This window comes from Bacteroides sp. ZJ-18 (assembly GCF_011038705.2).
GTDB lineage: Bacteria > Bacteroidota > Bacteroidia > Bacteroidales > Bacteroidaceae > Bacteroides > Bacteroides hominis.
Map to the genome: position 1 here is coordinate 1,273,142 of NZ_CP072198.1, position 15,494 is coordinate 1,288,635.

9 protein-coding genes are annotated in these 15,494 nt (G+C 46.1%); all 9 read right to left on the reverse strand.

Going from position 1 to position 15,494, the window contains the following annotated elements:
- Nucleotides 1-4 precede the first annotated feature (4 nt).
- Entirely contained in the window at nt 5-1,279 is a 1,275-nt protein-coding gene (locus G7Y45_RS05065) for an exo-beta-N-acetylmuramidase NamZ domain-containing protein (RefSeq protein WP_022011026.1), read from the reverse strand.
- Nucleotides 1,280-1,323: 44 nt separating this feature from the next.
- On the reverse strand, nt 1,324-2,622 hold the full coding sequence (locus G7Y45_RS05070; RefSeq protein ID WP_005779073.1) for an MFS transporter: 1,299 nt from the start codon (nt 2,620-2,622) through the stop codon (nt 1,324-1,326).
- Nucleotides 2,623-2,637: 15 nt separating this feature from the next.
- Entirely contained in the window at nt 2,638-3,951 is a 1,314-nt protein-coding gene (locus tag G7Y45_RS05075) for a SpoIID/LytB domain-containing protein (protein ID WP_165014834.1), read from the reverse strand.
- A complete protein-coding gene (locus G7Y45_RS05080; RefSeq protein ID WP_165014831.1) occupies nt 3,948-4,880 on the reverse strand; it encodes a DUF4922 domain-containing protein in 933 nt (310 codons plus the stop codon). The genes G7Y45_RS05075 and G7Y45_RS05080 overlap by 4 nt, the downstream gene beginning before the upstream one ends.
- Entirely contained in the window at nt 4,877-6,343 is a 1,467-nt protein-coding gene (locus tag G7Y45_RS05085) for a glycosyltransferase family A protein (RefSeq protein ID WP_005811909.1), read from the reverse strand. Before G7Y45_RS05085 ends, G7Y45_RS05080 begins: the two co-directional genes overlap by 4 nt.
- A 416-nt stretch (nt 6,344-6,759) precedes the next feature.
- Nucleotides 6,760-8,631, reverse strand: coding sequence for a PQQ-binding-like beta-propeller repeat protein (locus G7Y45_RS05090; RefSeq protein WP_165014828.1), 1,872 nt, complete (start codon nt 8,629-8,631; stop codon nt 6,760-6,762).
- A gap of 111 nt (nt 8,632-8,742) precedes the next feature.
- Nucleotides 8,743-11,793 carry a xanthan lyase gene (locus tag G7Y45_RS05095; RefSeq protein WP_165014825.1) on the reverse strand — a complete coding sequence of 1,017 codons (3,051 nt, stop codon included), beginning with the start codon at nt 11,791-11,793 and terminating at the stop codon, nt 8,743-8,745.
- Between the two features lie 12 nt (nt 11,794-11,805).
- On the reverse strand, nt 11,806-13,254 hold the full coding sequence (locus G7Y45_RS05100) for a sodium:solute symporter (RefSeq protein WP_005822896.1): 1,449 nt from the start codon (nt 13,252-13,254) through the stop codon (nt 11,806-11,808).
- Nucleotides 13,255-13,297: 43 nt separating this feature from the next.
- The gene (locus tag G7Y45_RS05105; protein ID WP_005811900.1) at nt 13,298-14,467 is read right to left on the reverse strand and encodes an exo-beta-N-acetylmuramidase NamZ domain-containing protein; all 1,170 of its coding nucleotides are present in this window, start codon (nt 14,465-14,467) and stop codon (nt 13,298-13,300) included.
- Nucleotides 14,468-15,494 lie beyond the last annotated feature (1,027 nt).

A 15,494-nucleotide genomic window follows, 5' to 3' on the forward strand; every position in this document is an offset into this window, starting at 1 on the left:
GTTTTTATTTATACAAATAATACTTCTTCGACAGCCGGCGGAAGTCGTCAACGTCTTTGTACCAATAATCGCGGACGTCTTCCCAGCGGTTGCGCCGACTGAAACGTTCGCGTACTTCTTTGGAGCCGCTAACGAGATCGAACATACGGAAACGTCCTTTATCGGCATGGTCGAATACGGCCCGGCCCGGATAGAGTACAGCTATTTCCTGCATCACGTAAAACTGTATCTCGCTTAGTGCAGCTTTATTAAAGTCCACAATATGTACTTGTACGCCTTGCAGATGTTCCCCTTTGCCTACCGAATAGAAGGGTTTGAGGTGCATCGGACGGAATATCACTCCCGGCAGGTTCAGACGGTTCAGGTTATCAGCCAATCTGTCTGCCTCTATCCAAGGAGCGGCAAACATTTGGAACGGAATGGTATAACCCACACCAATCGACATATAGCCCAGTTCGCCGAGTATCCCCGAAACGGGATAGAAGAAAGCGGAATGCGGATGCGGGATGTGTGGGGACGAAGGAATCCATTGGAGTCCTGTCTGTACATAATCCATTTTTCGCTTCCACCCCTTCATTTTCACAACATGCAGGTTGCATGGCCTGCCCAACATTTGTTCTCCATTGAGCATCAGTGCAAGCTCGCCACAAGTAAGTCCGTAAAGGTACGGAATTTTAAATTGGCTGACAAAAGATATGTATCCATCTTCTACGAGATTCCCTTCTATTTTTAATCCGCCTATCGGATTGGGGCGGTCAAGGACAATAAACTCTTTACCATTTTCGGCGGCAGCTTCCATAGCCACTCCCATGGTGCTGATATAGGTGAACGAGCGGCAGCCGATGTCCTGTATGTCATATACCAATACATCAATGTCTTTTAGCATTTCAGGGCTCGGCTTACGCGTTTTGCCATAGAGTGAATAAACGGGTAGTCCGGTAGTGGGGTCGTTCGTGTTATCCACTTTGTCGCCGGCATGTACATCACCCCGTACACCATGCTCCGGTCCGTACAGAGCCACTAAGTTGACATTGGGCGCTTCATGAAGAATGTCGATAGTGGACCGCAACTGATTGTCTACACCGGTCGGGTTGGTGATCAGTCCTACACGTTTCCCTTCAAGACATTTGAAGTTTTGTTCTTTTAGGACTTCAATACCTGTTTTGATACGGATTCCCGGAGGTTTTACACCTGGTTCCATCCCTTGGGAAAAGGGAGTATTGGAAACAAGGATAAAAAGAATGAGCAAAAGTCTCAATATACTTCTTTTATGTGTCATAATCTTATCTTTTTTTAGTTATCCTACCAATGCCTGGAGTAACTTTATTTCTTCTCCTCGGCAATATTCTCTTTTTTCTTCCCATAATCGGGGTCTATCTTGATGAATGCACATACGGCAATTGTGGCGGCACAACAAGCCATTACCCAGATAAAGAAGTTTTCGTATCCGATCAGTTCCTGTAACCAGCCGGCGGCCATGCCCGGCAGCATCATGCCTAATGCCATGAAAGCAGTGCAGATGGCATAGTGCGCCGTCTTATGTTCTCCGTCAGAGTAGTAAATCAAGTAAAGCATATAGGCTGTGAATCCAAACCCGTAACCAAACTGTTCGATAAATACGCACAGGTTGATGATCACAAAGTTCTGTGGCTGGAAGTAACCCAGATATACAAAGGTGAGGCAGGTCAGCGACAGGCTCCATGCCATTGGCCACAACCATTTTTGCAGTCCTCCTTTGGCTGCGCAAATACCGCCGACGATGCCTCCTAATGTCAGTCCGATGATGCCGATGGTTCCGTAAACCAATCCTACTTCGGCGGTAGTCAGTCCTAATCCGCCTTTCTCGACAGGATCGAGCAGGAATGGGTTGATGAGCTTCACTAACTGTGCTTCAGGGAAGCGATAGAATAGCATAAAGAGGATGGCTACTCCAGCCTGTTTTTTGCGGAAAAAAGAGGCAAAGGTTTCTATGAATCCATTGAAAATGGCGCTTGCGCTGTTCTCACCTACTACTGCTTTGTCACTGTCAGGTTTCGGTAATACGCATTTGTGGTAGAGGCAAAAAGCGAGGAACAGTCCTGCAAGGATAAAGAAGGTGATGCTCCATCCGTATTTAATACTGCCTGTCCATATTTCCAGGCCGCCGGCAAGCATCACCAACAAACCTTGCCCGGCAATTGTGGCAATGCGGTAGAAGGTACTGCGTATCCCTACATAAAGTGCCTGGTCTTGTACGTTCAGTGCCAGCATATAAAATCCGTCGGCAGCAATGTCATGCGTAGCCGAACTGAAGGCCACCAGCCAGAAGATGGCAAGGGTGGTCTGGAAAAAATTTGGCATGGGTATGGTGAAAGCGATTCCTGCCAGTCCGGCACCAACCAGCAACTGCATGCTGATTACCCACCAGCGCTTGGTTTTCAATAAGTCGACGAACGGGCTCCAAAAGGGCTTGATGACCCAGGGCAGATAGAGCCAGGAGGTGTAGAGTGCAATATCCGTGTTGGAGATACCCAGATTCTTGTACATAATTACCGAAATAGTCATTACGGCTACATAAGGTAATCCTTGTGCAAAGTACAGGGTCGGAATCCATGCCCATGGTGATATGGTCTTGTTTTTCATGATAAGAGTGTGTGTTTAATAAAGTTTATCTATCGTTGCACCGATGTAGTAATGCAATAAAATAGTATCGTATGGGTAACCTTGTTCGCCCATGACGGCTGCTCCTATTTGGCAAAGTCCTACTCCGTGCCCCCATCCGGCACCGGTGAGGATAAACCGTCCCGGTACGTCATCCACGATATCTGCCTTGTCGATGACGAAAGCGGAACTGTAAAGGTGAGATGTAGAGAGTGTACGGCGTATTTCCAGTTCCTTACCGATAGTCATGGTCCGTTTGCTCCCTCTGATTTTTAACTTGACAAGCCGTCCGGAGGTTCCCCGTTCCACCGGAATCAGGTCGAGTATCTGTCCATAATCAATGCCCGAACGTTTCAGGATAAGCTCGGAAAGTTCGTCTTGTTTATACTCTATTTTCCAACGATAGAAGTCGGTGGTCTCCTGATCGTAGTTATTTAAAACCTGAGACAATATTTTCTTGTCTTTTGTGTTACAGAAAGCTTCGGGTGAGGTTCGAATCCATTGGTCGGCTTCGGACTCTACCCGTAGATCGGACAGTCCGGATCCTGTTTTGCTGTCTCTTTGCTTGGAAAGATACGGATGCTTGATACCTTCCCAACAATATTGGAACTCTTCGAAAGCACCGCCGCAACATTTTGAGAAACGGGCGTCACAAATGTTTCCTTCCCACATAAGTACTTGTCCGCAGGTGGCAGCGATGGCTTGCCTCACCATTTCGGTTGAGGCACGGGTGATGCCTTGGTAGCGCTGGCAATGGTCGTCGGCGCAAACGTCGAAGTGGGTGTGATCTTCACGGTCGTACCATCTGATAAGCTCCTGGTCGGTCTGTGTGAAAGCTGAATAGAGGCTTTGAGATGCCGTAATTGCTTTGTTCTTATGAATTTGGGCCAATAACCAGCTTCTTGAGATCACTGCATGGGCCTTCAGCAGTTCGAGGCTTGCCGTTGCACTCATCTCTGATGAGATGACACTGGTCAGGTAGTCTTCCACATGAATTACATTGATCCCTGTCAGCTTTTCGTTCTCGACAATGATTTTCAATGCTCCCATAAAGCGTTGGTCTTCTTTCCGTTCCCAATGGAAGTTAATGCCGATGGTGACATTCAGTAATTCGAAAGCATCACTTTCTTCGTGCATGGGTTCAAACAGCAATTCGTCATAAAGGTGTCCTTGCCAGCGGATTTGTCCGTCAACATAGGTCACGACCTGTCTGCCGGCAATCTCTTTTCCTTTGATATGGTAAGAGTTCAGCAGTATGAATTCGATTTGAGGTTCGGACAAAATTCCGACCTGTACTTTAGGCTCTTTCATGATCGTTGTTTTATGCGTTCTATCAATGCACGGAAGTCTGCCGGTTTCAAGCATACCTCACTGAGAATGTCGGCAATATCATTTGCTGTGATTTTCTCAAAGTCCTTCTCCAATGGGGTGATGAAAACGCCACCCATATCTACTGACGCCGGGCTGATCAGTATATTGGTATCCCCTTGGGCCATATAACATGCAGGGCGGTGTCTGGCGCGGGGAAAGGTACAGACAATCTGTTTGCCTCGTTCTTTCCATGCCAATACATTCATCATCGGCTCCTCTTCGCCGGATTTGAGATTCATGGCTCCGTATACGGCGTTGAACAGTGTGACGGCTGCCTCTTTACTTTCCGATTCAATTAAGAGTGTTGTACGGGGAGAGTCGTCCAGTGCCCATAGAGTGGCAGCTTCATTGGTAATTATTTTCTCTGCCCTTTTCTCCTTCCATTCTTGTTCGATGGGAAGGAAGCCTTTGCTACCGGCCTGGAAATGCATATGGTCGGGGGCTGATGCGCCACATTGGGGGCCGTTGTAGAAGACAATATAATCTTCCGCACAATCAGCCAGATCGAGCATATCAGCAAAACGGTACAAGATGCGCTGGTCGACGTGCTGTAGTTCGGGAACTGTCAGGTGCCTGGGGAATATGGGAAACGGATTGACCAATATCTGATAATGGTCTCCGAAAGGAATCCCCTTTTGCATTGGCGGAAGATGGGCCGGACACAGGAAACACTTACGTTCCTGAATCGACTTGCTGTCTACTTTGGCTGCCGATGAAACAATGCGTGCCGGGTTGAATTGCACTTTGTAAAGACAGCCATTCACTTCTACCTCTTTTACACGTACACGCTTCAACGCATCGTAATTCTTTTGCGCCATTTCCCACGAGGTGAGCTGTTCATTCAGCAGGTTCTGTAATTCCTTGTTCATCTTTGTTTTTTGTTTAATGCGATCCGTGCCTGCAATTCCCAGGTACGGATGCGATCTTTGTAAAGGTTGTGTCCATTCATCTTCACAATGTCGAGTGAGGCGTCCGAGTTATCGTCCCATCGGCGGCAGAGGTAGACAACTTCGTATATACGGCCGATCTGGTAGCGGCGTGAGAAATTCAGTCCCAATGCGTAATCTTCACCATAGCTGGTATTGGGCACTTTCACTTCGCGGAGCATCGGTGTATAGAATGCACGGGGAGCACCCAGACCATTAATACGGAGCGCATTGTTGCGTCCGTTTTCCGGGGTCCACTCTTTATGGTCAATGACGCCCGGCGGAATCATGTTCATATCGAAGTCTGTCATCATGTAGGTGCCTACTACCATGGCACAGTTCTGTTCGTAGAAGGCATTGACCATCAGTTGCAGCGCTCTCTCGTGAGCATATACATCGTCACTGTCCAGTTGCACGGCAAACTTGCCGCACAGGGGGTGGTACACGCCCAGGTTCCAGCAACCGCCGATACCCAGATCGTTACGCTCGGGAATGAGGTGAATCAGGCGGTCATCCTCTTTATATTCGTCGATGGCTTCGGTAGTGCCGTCGGTAGAATGATTGTCGATAACGATCAGATTGAACTTGAATTCTGTTTTTTGGCTGAGCACCGAACGGATGGCATCGCGTATGGTGCGGATGCGGTTACGTACCGGGATTATCACGGAAGCTTCGTATTCAAAGTTATCGGCACTGAACTCTATCTTTTCAAACTCCGGTTTCAGATAACCGCCTATCTCTTTCAGGTGTTCGGTGCAAGTTGCTTCCATTTCGATCTGCCGTTCACGATTTTTCGGGTCTACATAATCGAATATTTTTTCACCACTCTTGCGGGTATCATTCTCTATTTCCGAGTAGAGATATTCGTTGATGTGTACCAGCGGATATTTCTGCGATAGTTTGAGGCGCAGGTCATAGAGACCGGCGAAGTCGTAACTGGTTTTCATCCTCTTGACAGTCTCTTTCAGGGCTGAGGCCTTGAATAGGAGTACAGAGCCGAAGTCAAAATCGTCACGGAGGCTTCCGAACTGATAGTCGATGACAGGGGCATTGCTCTGCTTACCTTCCGTCACCTGATAGTGGTCGGCATATACCATGCCGGCTCCCGAGTCTTTGGCGATATGAATCATCCGTTCGAGTGCGAACATGCCCAACTCGAGTGTGGTATGTTTGGTATAGAGTAATGCATAGTCTGCATCGGAACGCTCAGCAATGGCGTACATGGCAGCACTGTCAGTGAGTTTGTCCACATAGAGCAGTTCGCATCCCGGCAGTGGATCGATGTCGGGAGAGGTGGCGAGGAGGTAGATTTTCTTCACTAAATCTGTAGCCTGTAATCCTTGAACTGTTTTTTCTGCTTGTGCCACTCCCGCATAGGGGATGAAGCAATTGATTGTTGATTCCATAAGCGATTGACGGTCTCTCCCAAAATCTCTCCTACATTGGAGGGGCGGAGGGATACTGCCGATTATTATTGTTATTATTTCATTTTTTTCTCTCTTTATTGTCTTCCGGCCTGTCACTAAGGCAGGTAGTCTCTTTTTCATTCATCCGATAGATGCGTAATTCCGATAACCGGAATAAAGCGTTCGTCTCTTTTCACGATCACTCCATTCACTCCGCATGATCACTCCATTTACATACCGGAGTAAAGAGCTTTACATGCCGGGGTAAAAGGTTTTACACGCCGGGGTAAAAGCCGTTACGCGCCGAGGTAAATGCTTTTACATCCGTTCGAAAAAGCCGGTAAATGTAACGCGTTGATAAATAGAGCTATTTATTAAACTACGCATTTACCGGATGAACCTCTCTATTCTCCTCATTACGGGAGGGGAGAACAGTTGAGTCTTCCCACTTCGCCGCCGGTAGCTGTAAACAGTACCTGGTGGCGACTGACGGGAATCACGGTATTAATCAGTGAATTACCGATCTTATGTTTCCACAGTACCTGCCCGGTGCTTGCTTCCAGTGCAAAGATAAGTCCTTCTTTGGTACTACTGAACACTACGCCGTCTTTTTCCATCTGCATGGATGGGGCATGTTCATAGCCGAAACCGACATTAGAGGCCCAGAGCTTTTTCGGGACGTCTCCGATGGTGGAGTAACAGACTACGCTGTCATTCATTGTTTTGCTATAGATCCTTTTTTTGTCGGCGGATAATCCGATGGTTTCGCGTACCATCGACTGGAAGGTACGCCATACAGTTTCTCCTGTCTCCAGGTTGATGGCAGTCATGGCACGTTGCGGGTCGGTGATGAATACTTTTCCGTGTGCAGCTACCGGCCATACGGCAGCGGGTGAGAAGTGCATGCGGGTGAGTCCTCCGGTCCATTTCCAGAGTTCCTTGCCGTTAGTCTTGTCAAGGGCATAGAGCGTATTGTCCCATGCACCGAATATGACTTTGTTTCCTTCTATCAGAGGTTTTGTCTCAACATAGCCCTTGATGCCGGCATAGCTCCACAACACCTTTCCGCTTTTGATGTGGATGGCACGGAAGGTGGAGTCGCTGGCACCGATATAGGCAACTCCTTTTTCAATGGTTACGGCTCCCAATACCGGTTCTCCTGCGGTCACTCGCCAACGTTCTTTACCGGTTCGGGCATCCAGACCGTAAATGTTATGGTCGGCAGAGCCAAAGACGACGACTCCGTCGGCTACATCGGGAGTGCCTACAATACGTTTTCCGGATTGGAAATTCCACAATTTCTGTCCGCTTTTCAAGGTATAGCAGGTCAGAAAACCCAAGTCGTCACCGACATAGACTTTGTCTTTCCAGACAGCAGGTGAGCAGTAAATACCGGCTCCGGTCTGCACTAACCAGTCTGCTTTCACTTGTGGATATTCTTCGTTCACCGCGAAACTGGGATATTTCACTGCTTTTCCGGAACGGTCGTAATAAGGTTTAGTGAGTGACAAGGCAGCCCATCGTTTCATCGGTTCACCGATACGCTGTTCGTAAGTGATAATAGAATCCGGAGTGACATCAAATATGCCATAACCGCCTATGCCATCTTTGTCCCGCAGGTTCGAGCGGGTGAGAATGCCCGGAATCCCGTCGTACGAGAGGAGACGGTTACGGTGATAGTGCCCTCCGATAAAGGTGCGGATATTATAGGGACGCACGGCATCGGTGACATCATACCAGTTGTCAACATCTCCATCCAGCATGGGGTAGTGGGTGACCAGAATCACAGGCTTGTCTTTCCCTGCTTTGTTCATTTCCTGTTTCATCCATGTGATGTCTTGCGGCACTACATGCCCGTAGGCCATGCGCATTAGCGGACCGGAATTGAATCCAAGGAACAGGAAGCCTTTGTGTTCAAATTCAAATCGCTCTCCTCCGAAAATATCGCTGAACGCGGTGCATCCGGAGTCGCTCCATTTGGTTTCGTGATTACCCAGTATGACATAGTATTTCACCTCCAACTGGTCGAGTATGGACTTTACAAGCAACATGGTGGCACGGTCACCTTCTTCGGTGAGGTCTCCGGTGACTAATACAAAGTCTATTCCCGGCGTGGTGTTAATCTGTTCGACAGAACGCTTCAAATCTTCTGCCGGTTTCGGGTTGTTGGGACTGAGGTGTATGTCCGTCAGTTGTGCAAAGCGGAAAGAACCTGTTGCCTGTGCCTGCACGGCGGCAGGCAACAGGAAAAACAAAATGATTACGAATATAGAAAGCCTTCTATTCATAGATGATGATTTTATTTGTTATTACTACACTTTTCAGTTTCTTGTCAGTGGAACGGTTGCTGCCTTGATGAGGGTATGTACCCTATACGTGCAGTTACTCCACCTGTGTTATCATTGTCCAAAGAAAGCCAGTATGGCTTTCATTAACTGTTCTCTCTCTTCGGAGGTACGTACCGATTCGAACGGGAATCCCAATATACAGGTCTTATAATCTCCTTTATAGGCTATACCGGCACTCAGGTTGTTTTCCGAATATCGCAATACGGTGAATGCTCCCCGGACGGCCGGTTCGATGGCATCGGGCGACTCTACGACATACGATTCCGGATTCAACTCCTGATGGTATGTGTAATTTCCCTTGATTGCAGGGAATGGGGAAGCAACGCCTTTCACTTTTCCGTTACGGGCGGCTTGTCCTGTGCGCCATTTGTATTTCAATACTTCCATCGCGAACTTCTTGTCTTTTTCGTCCGCTTTCGCTAAACGATTATCCCATAGGTCCGATGCTACATAGGCTCCCGATACGAAGAAATTACCCCCTGTCCGGCAATAATCTGAGATGGCATTCTGCATTTCTTCGCTAAAAGTCTTAAACTCCAATGGTTTTACTCCTTCCCGTCCCATCTTGCTCTGACATTGTTTACCCAAAATCAGGTCTACGTATTTGTAGTCGTTCATCCGCAAGACCGGAATGCCCCCTGACGCAGCATCCGTCTGGTTGGCGATACTATCTCTCCCGTTTTTCTTCTTGAGTGAAGAGCAGGGAGTGAGACCACACGATACAAATGAATATCCTGCTTTCAGAATCGCCTCTCCATGTACAGCCGGATAGTCGAATGAGTTTCCGGCAATTACCATTGTCTCGTGCGTACCATAGCTGTCGCCGAATCCGGAGGCGTCGTCGTCCATCCATGGGATCTGTCGACGAAACTCTTTCATCGGACCAATATAGCTGATGTCTGTCTGGTAAGGTACTCCGTGGTCCAGTTCGTCAAGGAATCCGGCCAGGGTGTCTGCATCTGCCGTAAAGTCTGCCGGACCACTGACTCGGCTAAACCCGTTCACTACCAGTACTGTTCCCTTTTCGTTGAGGGCTTTCCCGATAGAAAGAATTTCGGACGGGAAACTTTCACCTCCCTTGTTGAGGGCGGTTACTTTGAAACTGCAAACTACGCCTGAAGGGATGTTTGTCTGGTAATCCGGAGTGTCTACGATCACGCCATTATCAAAGTCTCCTTCTCCAATGCGGGTATATACGATGTATTGGTCTGCTTTTGCGGTAGGTTCCAGCGGATCGTCTACCGGTTGCCATGAAAGCATTATCCGGTTGCCCTCTATGAAGCGCAGGCTTATAGAATCGACGGGCAAAGGCTGTACCACATAATCCATTTTATATTGGGAACAGAGGAATTGCAGCATTCCTTTGTAGATGGCACGGCTGACGGTGAAACGAAAACGAGGATCCAGTCCGTAACGCATGTCGGCAAAGTTCTGGTGAGACAGGAGCTCAAGCAACATGGTTGGTACTCGTGGCACACGGGCCTCATAATAGGACTGGTTCCACATTCCCCGGCGGGTCCATTCCGGTTCATGCAAAGTGCGGATGTCTTTCACGATGTTGGACTGTATCAGGTCGCACAAGTCCCGGGAGGCATACCGTGAAGTGCCATTTGCATATATCCCGTCATAGGCAGAGGTTTGGAAAATACCTAATGTGCCGATAATGGTGTCACCATAGGTGGTGCCGGCATCTGAATGGAAGGCGAAAGCCATGTCTATGGGAATATTCAGTCCTTTTTCAGTGGGGTTGGCAGCCGAACCTCCGGCGAGATAGTTCACCCAAATTCCACGTGATTTATAGTCATCGGTATAATCGTTCTTACCGCGACTGTCTGAGTAAACGCTATCCGGTATGCCTGCCCATTGCATCCAGTAGCGTGCTGCTTCGCAGAAACGAGGGTAGTTACTAATCTCATAGGGATAATCTACACTCCCTTCTTCAGAGATACTGCGGGCGATGTTTCCATAACCACCGCCTATTTTTACAGCATCGGCTGTCACCAGACGGCCCGCTTTGGAGGATTGGTTGCTGAGGACGACTTTATGATCGGTTTTGCCTGCACTGAAACTAAAAGTGCCTAAGTAGATCCAGGTTCCTCCTCCCATCTGCTGGTTTACTTTGAACTGTGATGTGCCGCCTTGGTGATAGACGGTGTATAGGGCATCGTCTGTACTGTTGTCCACCGTTTTATAGGAGACATAAACAGCATATCGGCCTGACCGGGGAATTTCGGGGATCCATTCGGCAATGCTTGCAGTTCCTTTCTTAATCGTTTCTGTCTGGCGGTAACTGCCTTCGCAAAAGGGATTCTCAAAGTCTTTGTACGTTGCCCTCAGGTGGGCGAATCCTGTTTTGGCTCCGTTGCTCCATGCCTTACTGCCGTTTTGTTCTGTATAAACTGAGTGTCCGTCTCTGCATCCATCGTTGTCGACAATAATTTCAGTTGTCTGCCAGTCTCTTTCACGAGGAAGAAGGACAGTCGCTCCGGCATTTTCTAACATCGGAACAAGGAAAGGGAGTACATAGCTTTGAGTGTAGAGATCTTCTACGGTCTGAAAAATACGTGCACGCTGCCACTCCCAACGGGTTAGCTTCGGTTCGTAATAAAAGCCGTGACTTTGCCATAAAGCGATGTGCCGGTTCTGTAATCCGTTTGTGGGAGCATACGGAGCAGATAACCTGGTAATCAGGGGGTTGTCTACTTTGTGGCTGAATGTCAGAGTTTTCATCTTGCCCTTTTTACTTCGAAGTGCCAGGGGGATCAGTTCTTCGATGGCATGGTGGTCTGTCCGGATCTGTAATTTCCGTTTGCTCAACTCTGGGGGGAGCAGCGCTTTTACGCTCTGATAGATTTCGGCTACGTTGTTTTCGCGGAAAGGAATGTATGAACAGTTCATGTTAGCGAAAAATATCAGTTCGTTTTTTTCCATACTGATAGAATCGATAAGGATTTTCCCGATAGAAACTTCTTTTCGGGCAGTTTCATTCAGGAGCTCACCTACTTGGGAGCGTAGGCCTTTGGGCAGGTCTTGCGCTGCTGCGGCTTGTGGGAATAAGCCGGCTGCAAGCAGCAGAATCAGGGAAGTGCGGATTGGTTTCATTGTGATGTTAAGTTAATTGGTTTTCTTAATCAGGAGGCATAGTCCTATAAAAGTGAACAAGGCATTAAATATCAGTAGTTCGTAACTGAATTGATAACCATTGAACCAGGTCTCCGAGTTCTTTTGCAAAATGAAACAGAGGATGGGTGAGAGGATGGCTACCAGGGGGATATATCGGTCACGTACTTGTTTTTTAGTAAAAATGCCAAAGGCGAACAGGCCTAAAATAGGGCCATATGTATAGCTGGCAAGGATGTAGACAGCATCAATAACGCTGGTATTATTCAGTAGATTGAATACGAAGATGACAATTCCCATCACGACCGCCATGCCGATATGTACTCGTTTACGTATCTTTTGTACAGTCTTTTCTGTTTTCCCTTTGCTTCCCAGTATGTCTACGGTGAACGAGGTAGTCAGTGCTGTCAGGGCTGATCCTGCTGCGGAATAAGCTGCTGAAATCAACCCAATGATGAACAAGATGCCCACAATGGCTGGAAAATATCCACCTGTAGCGATCATAGGGAAAAGCTCGTCACTTTTTGCCGGATTTGCGATGCCCTGGCGTGACGTGAAGATGTAGAGCAGTACTCCCAGCATCAGAAATAAGAGGATTATGAAAAATTGGGAGATGCCGCTGGTAATCATATTCTTTTGTGAGTCTTTGAAGTTTTTGCAGCTTAGGTTACGCTGCATCATGTCTTGGTCGAGTCCTGTCATGGCTATCATTGTAAACACACCGGCAAGAAACTGCTTGAAGAAGTAACGTTTGTCATTTACGTCGTCAAAAAAGAACATACGTGACAGGGAACTGTCGGAGATACTGGAAATCATCTCTGTGAAACTGAGCCGCAGATCGGTGGCAATGTAGTAAATACATAATACGACGGATACTACCAGACAGAATGTTTTCAGTGAATCAGTCCAAATCAATGATTTCACTCCTCCACGGAATGTGTAGAGCCAGACCAATGTTACTGTGAGAATGACATTCAGGATGAAAGGCATGTGAAAAGGTTCGAAAACCAGAAATTGTAATGTGAGGCATACGAGGAATAACCGTACAGCTGCTCCCAGCATTTTGGAGATGAAGAAAAACCATGCTCCTGTCTTATAAGAAGAGGTTCCGAAACGGCTCTCCAAGTACTCATAAATGGATACCAAATTCATCCGGTAGAACAAGGGTATCAAAACAAAGGCTATAACGATTTGTCCGGTTACAAAACCAAGTACCATTTGCAAGTATGAGAAATTACTGACTCCAACCATGCCGGGAACCGATACAAAGGTGACTCCGGATATGCTGGAACCAATCATGGCAAAGGCTACCACATACCAAGCCGATTTGCGGTTACCCACAAAGAATCCTTCGTTATCAGCTTTTCTTCCTGCAATGTATGAAATGGTAAACAATATCAGGAAATAAGCAGCAATAGTGATTAATACCGCTATAGGTGTCATGCTTTTCAGATTAATGAATATAATATTTCCGGTTAAGAGTTAATCAATTGTCTGGATAGAGTAGATAAGGCTTTCGCTGTACTTTGAACTTCTCCACATCCTCTTTCCATCTTGCTTTTATTTCGTCGGCATTTTTGCCCTCTTCTATCATTTTACGTACATAGTCCGTACCGATCAGCAACTCAAAAAATGGTCTGAAGAAATGGTCCCCCATATTTAGATTACGATAGGCATCGATTATGTAGGTTAGGTTTACTCCTTTTTTCCATATATCTTCGTCGCTGAGATTGCTTAGATTTACTCCATGACACAATTTATTGAGTTGTGGCGGGTTCTTCGCTCCTGGGACACTTCGAGGAGTAAAACTGTAGTTGTATCCGGTCATATTAGGATGTCCGTAAACTTGGAAAGGTAGACTGGTCCCACGTCCCAAACTTACCGGGGTCGCTTCAAAGAAGCAGGTAGAAGGATATAGGTAGATCGCTTTCATATTCGGCAGATTAGGTGAAGGAGGAATGGGCAGGCGATACATCGTCTGGTGAGTGTAGTTCTTACAAGGAATGACTGTCACATCACAAGTCCGTGAGGAGGGCAACCAACCCTCACCGTTGACCATCAGGGCTAACTCACCCAGTGTCATTCCATGTACAATGGGAATAGGTAATCCGCCTACTCCTGATTTATATTTCATATCCAATATCGGTCCATCGACATAATGCCCGTTCGGATTGGGGCGATCCAAGATAAGAACCTTGCGGTTGTATTCTGAACAGGCATCCATCAGCCGTACCATGGATATGTAATAAGTGTAGAAGCGCAGCCCTACATCTTGTATGTCTACAATCAATATGTCGAACTTTCGTATGGAACTCTCACTGGGTTTCTTGGATTTTCCATCGTAGAGAGAAAGAATGGGGACTCCTGTTTTTGAATCTACTGTACTGGATACATGCTCACCGGCATCGGCATTCCCTCGGAAACCATGTTCGGGAGAGAAAATAGCGACTACATTGAACTTGTTTTCCAGCAAAACATCCAGAAGATGCTTGTTTCCTATCATTCCGGTATGATTGGAAAAGATAGCTATTCGCTTATTTTTCAGGATAGGAAAGTATTCATTGGTTTGCTCGGCACCTACAATTACCTCCTTCTTTTGTGCCTGACAAAAGAGAGTACTGCATAATAAAGTGAGTATAAGTAGGATCTTTTTCATAAAAATAGTATTAGCAGGAATTTCTTTGTAGCAAAGATAGTCTTTATTTTAATATCAAAAACATATATTCAGATATATTTTGTATTATAATCAATAATTTGCAAATTGAATCTTTGTCTGAAGCTATAAGGTAAAATATAAAACTCTTCCTATTTCTATGGTTCAAATCGTTATAGGAATAGGATGAGCTTTGTATTTTGCTGAGTATCCCTGATTGCCAACCGGGGATGTTGAGGCTTAATTGCGGATTTTACGCAATTGATAATGTCTTAAAGTATAATTCTTCGCAGCCTGTGCCATTATCATATCCTAAGAGTTATTCATAAAATGTATTCACATAGCCGGATATATTTCTTTCATTGGGGCATTTAGTTCATGAGAATTGTCACGTACTGAGTTCTGATCTACTCTGCATCTTCATTGACTTCTGTTGGGGGGAGAAGTATTTATTTTTTTCTCCCTGGGAATTTCAATACACTGTCGGCAATCTACTGGTTTAATGGCTGTATTATTGAGGTTAAATATATAGTTGGCATTTGAAGTTAATCCTTTGATAGTATTTGCTTTAAGGAAAGCTTCTATACGGGTATAAGAACTGTTGGTTTAGTCATTTACTGTTTGCTTGAGGATATGAGGCAATGTTCTTTATGCCAACTTCCTGATAAGTTCCATTAGAACTTATATGAAAATTAGTGTACTTATATATCTGCACCTGTTCTGAGTAGTTAATCTTCTAATTAGCACTAATAATATGCGTCCAATCCAACACAAGTCCTGTAAGTATCTGGTAACCTGTTTTTTGATATTGATAGTTTTAAAATAAGTCATAATATCAATGTTATGTTAAATCAAAGTGTCTTTTAATGAACTGATGACTTCTATTGCATATAGATAATCATCACATTATTATATATATAAAAGATTCTCGGATATTAGGTTATGGATAAAAGAGTATATTAAATAATATTGTTTTTGACGATCTCAAATATTCGGCATATGCAGAAAAAACACATGGATTTTTCTACCA

Coding starts and splice junctions, on each gene's coding strand:
- G7Y45_RS05075 (WP_165014834.1), bottom strand. CDS start 3,951: ATGAAAGAGCCTAAAGTACAGGTCGGAATTTTGTCCGAACCTCAAATC.
- G7Y45_RS05100 (WP_005822896.1), bottom strand. CDS start 13,254: ATGACACCTATAGCGGTATTAATCACTATTGCTGCTTATTTCCTGATA.
- G7Y45_RS05070 (WP_005779073.1), bottom strand. CDS start 2,622: ATGAAAAACAAGACCATATCACCATGGGCATGGATTCCGACCCTGTAC.
- G7Y45_RS05080 (WP_165014831.1), bottom strand. CDS start 4,880: ATGAACAAGGAATTACAGAACCTGCTGAATGAACAGCTCACCTCGTGG.
- G7Y45_RS05085 (WP_005811909.1), bottom strand. CDS start 6,343: ATGGAATCAACAATCAATTGCTTCATCCCCTATGCGGGAGTGGCACAA.
- G7Y45_RS05090 (WP_165014828.1), bottom strand. CDS start 8,631: ATGAATAGAAGGCTTTCTATATTCGTAATCATTTTGTTTTTCCTGTTG.
- G7Y45_RS05095 (WP_165014825.1), bottom strand. CDS start 11,793: ATGAAACCAATCCGCACTTCCCTGATTCTGCTGCTTGCAGCCGGCTTA.
- G7Y45_RS05065 (WP_022011026.1), bottom strand. CDS start 1,279: ATGACACATAAAAGAAGTATATTGAGACTTTTGCTCATTCTTTTTATC.
- G7Y45_RS05105 (WP_005811900.1), bottom strand. CDS start 14,467: ATGAAAAAGATCCTACTTATACTCACTTTATTATGCAGTACTCTCTTT.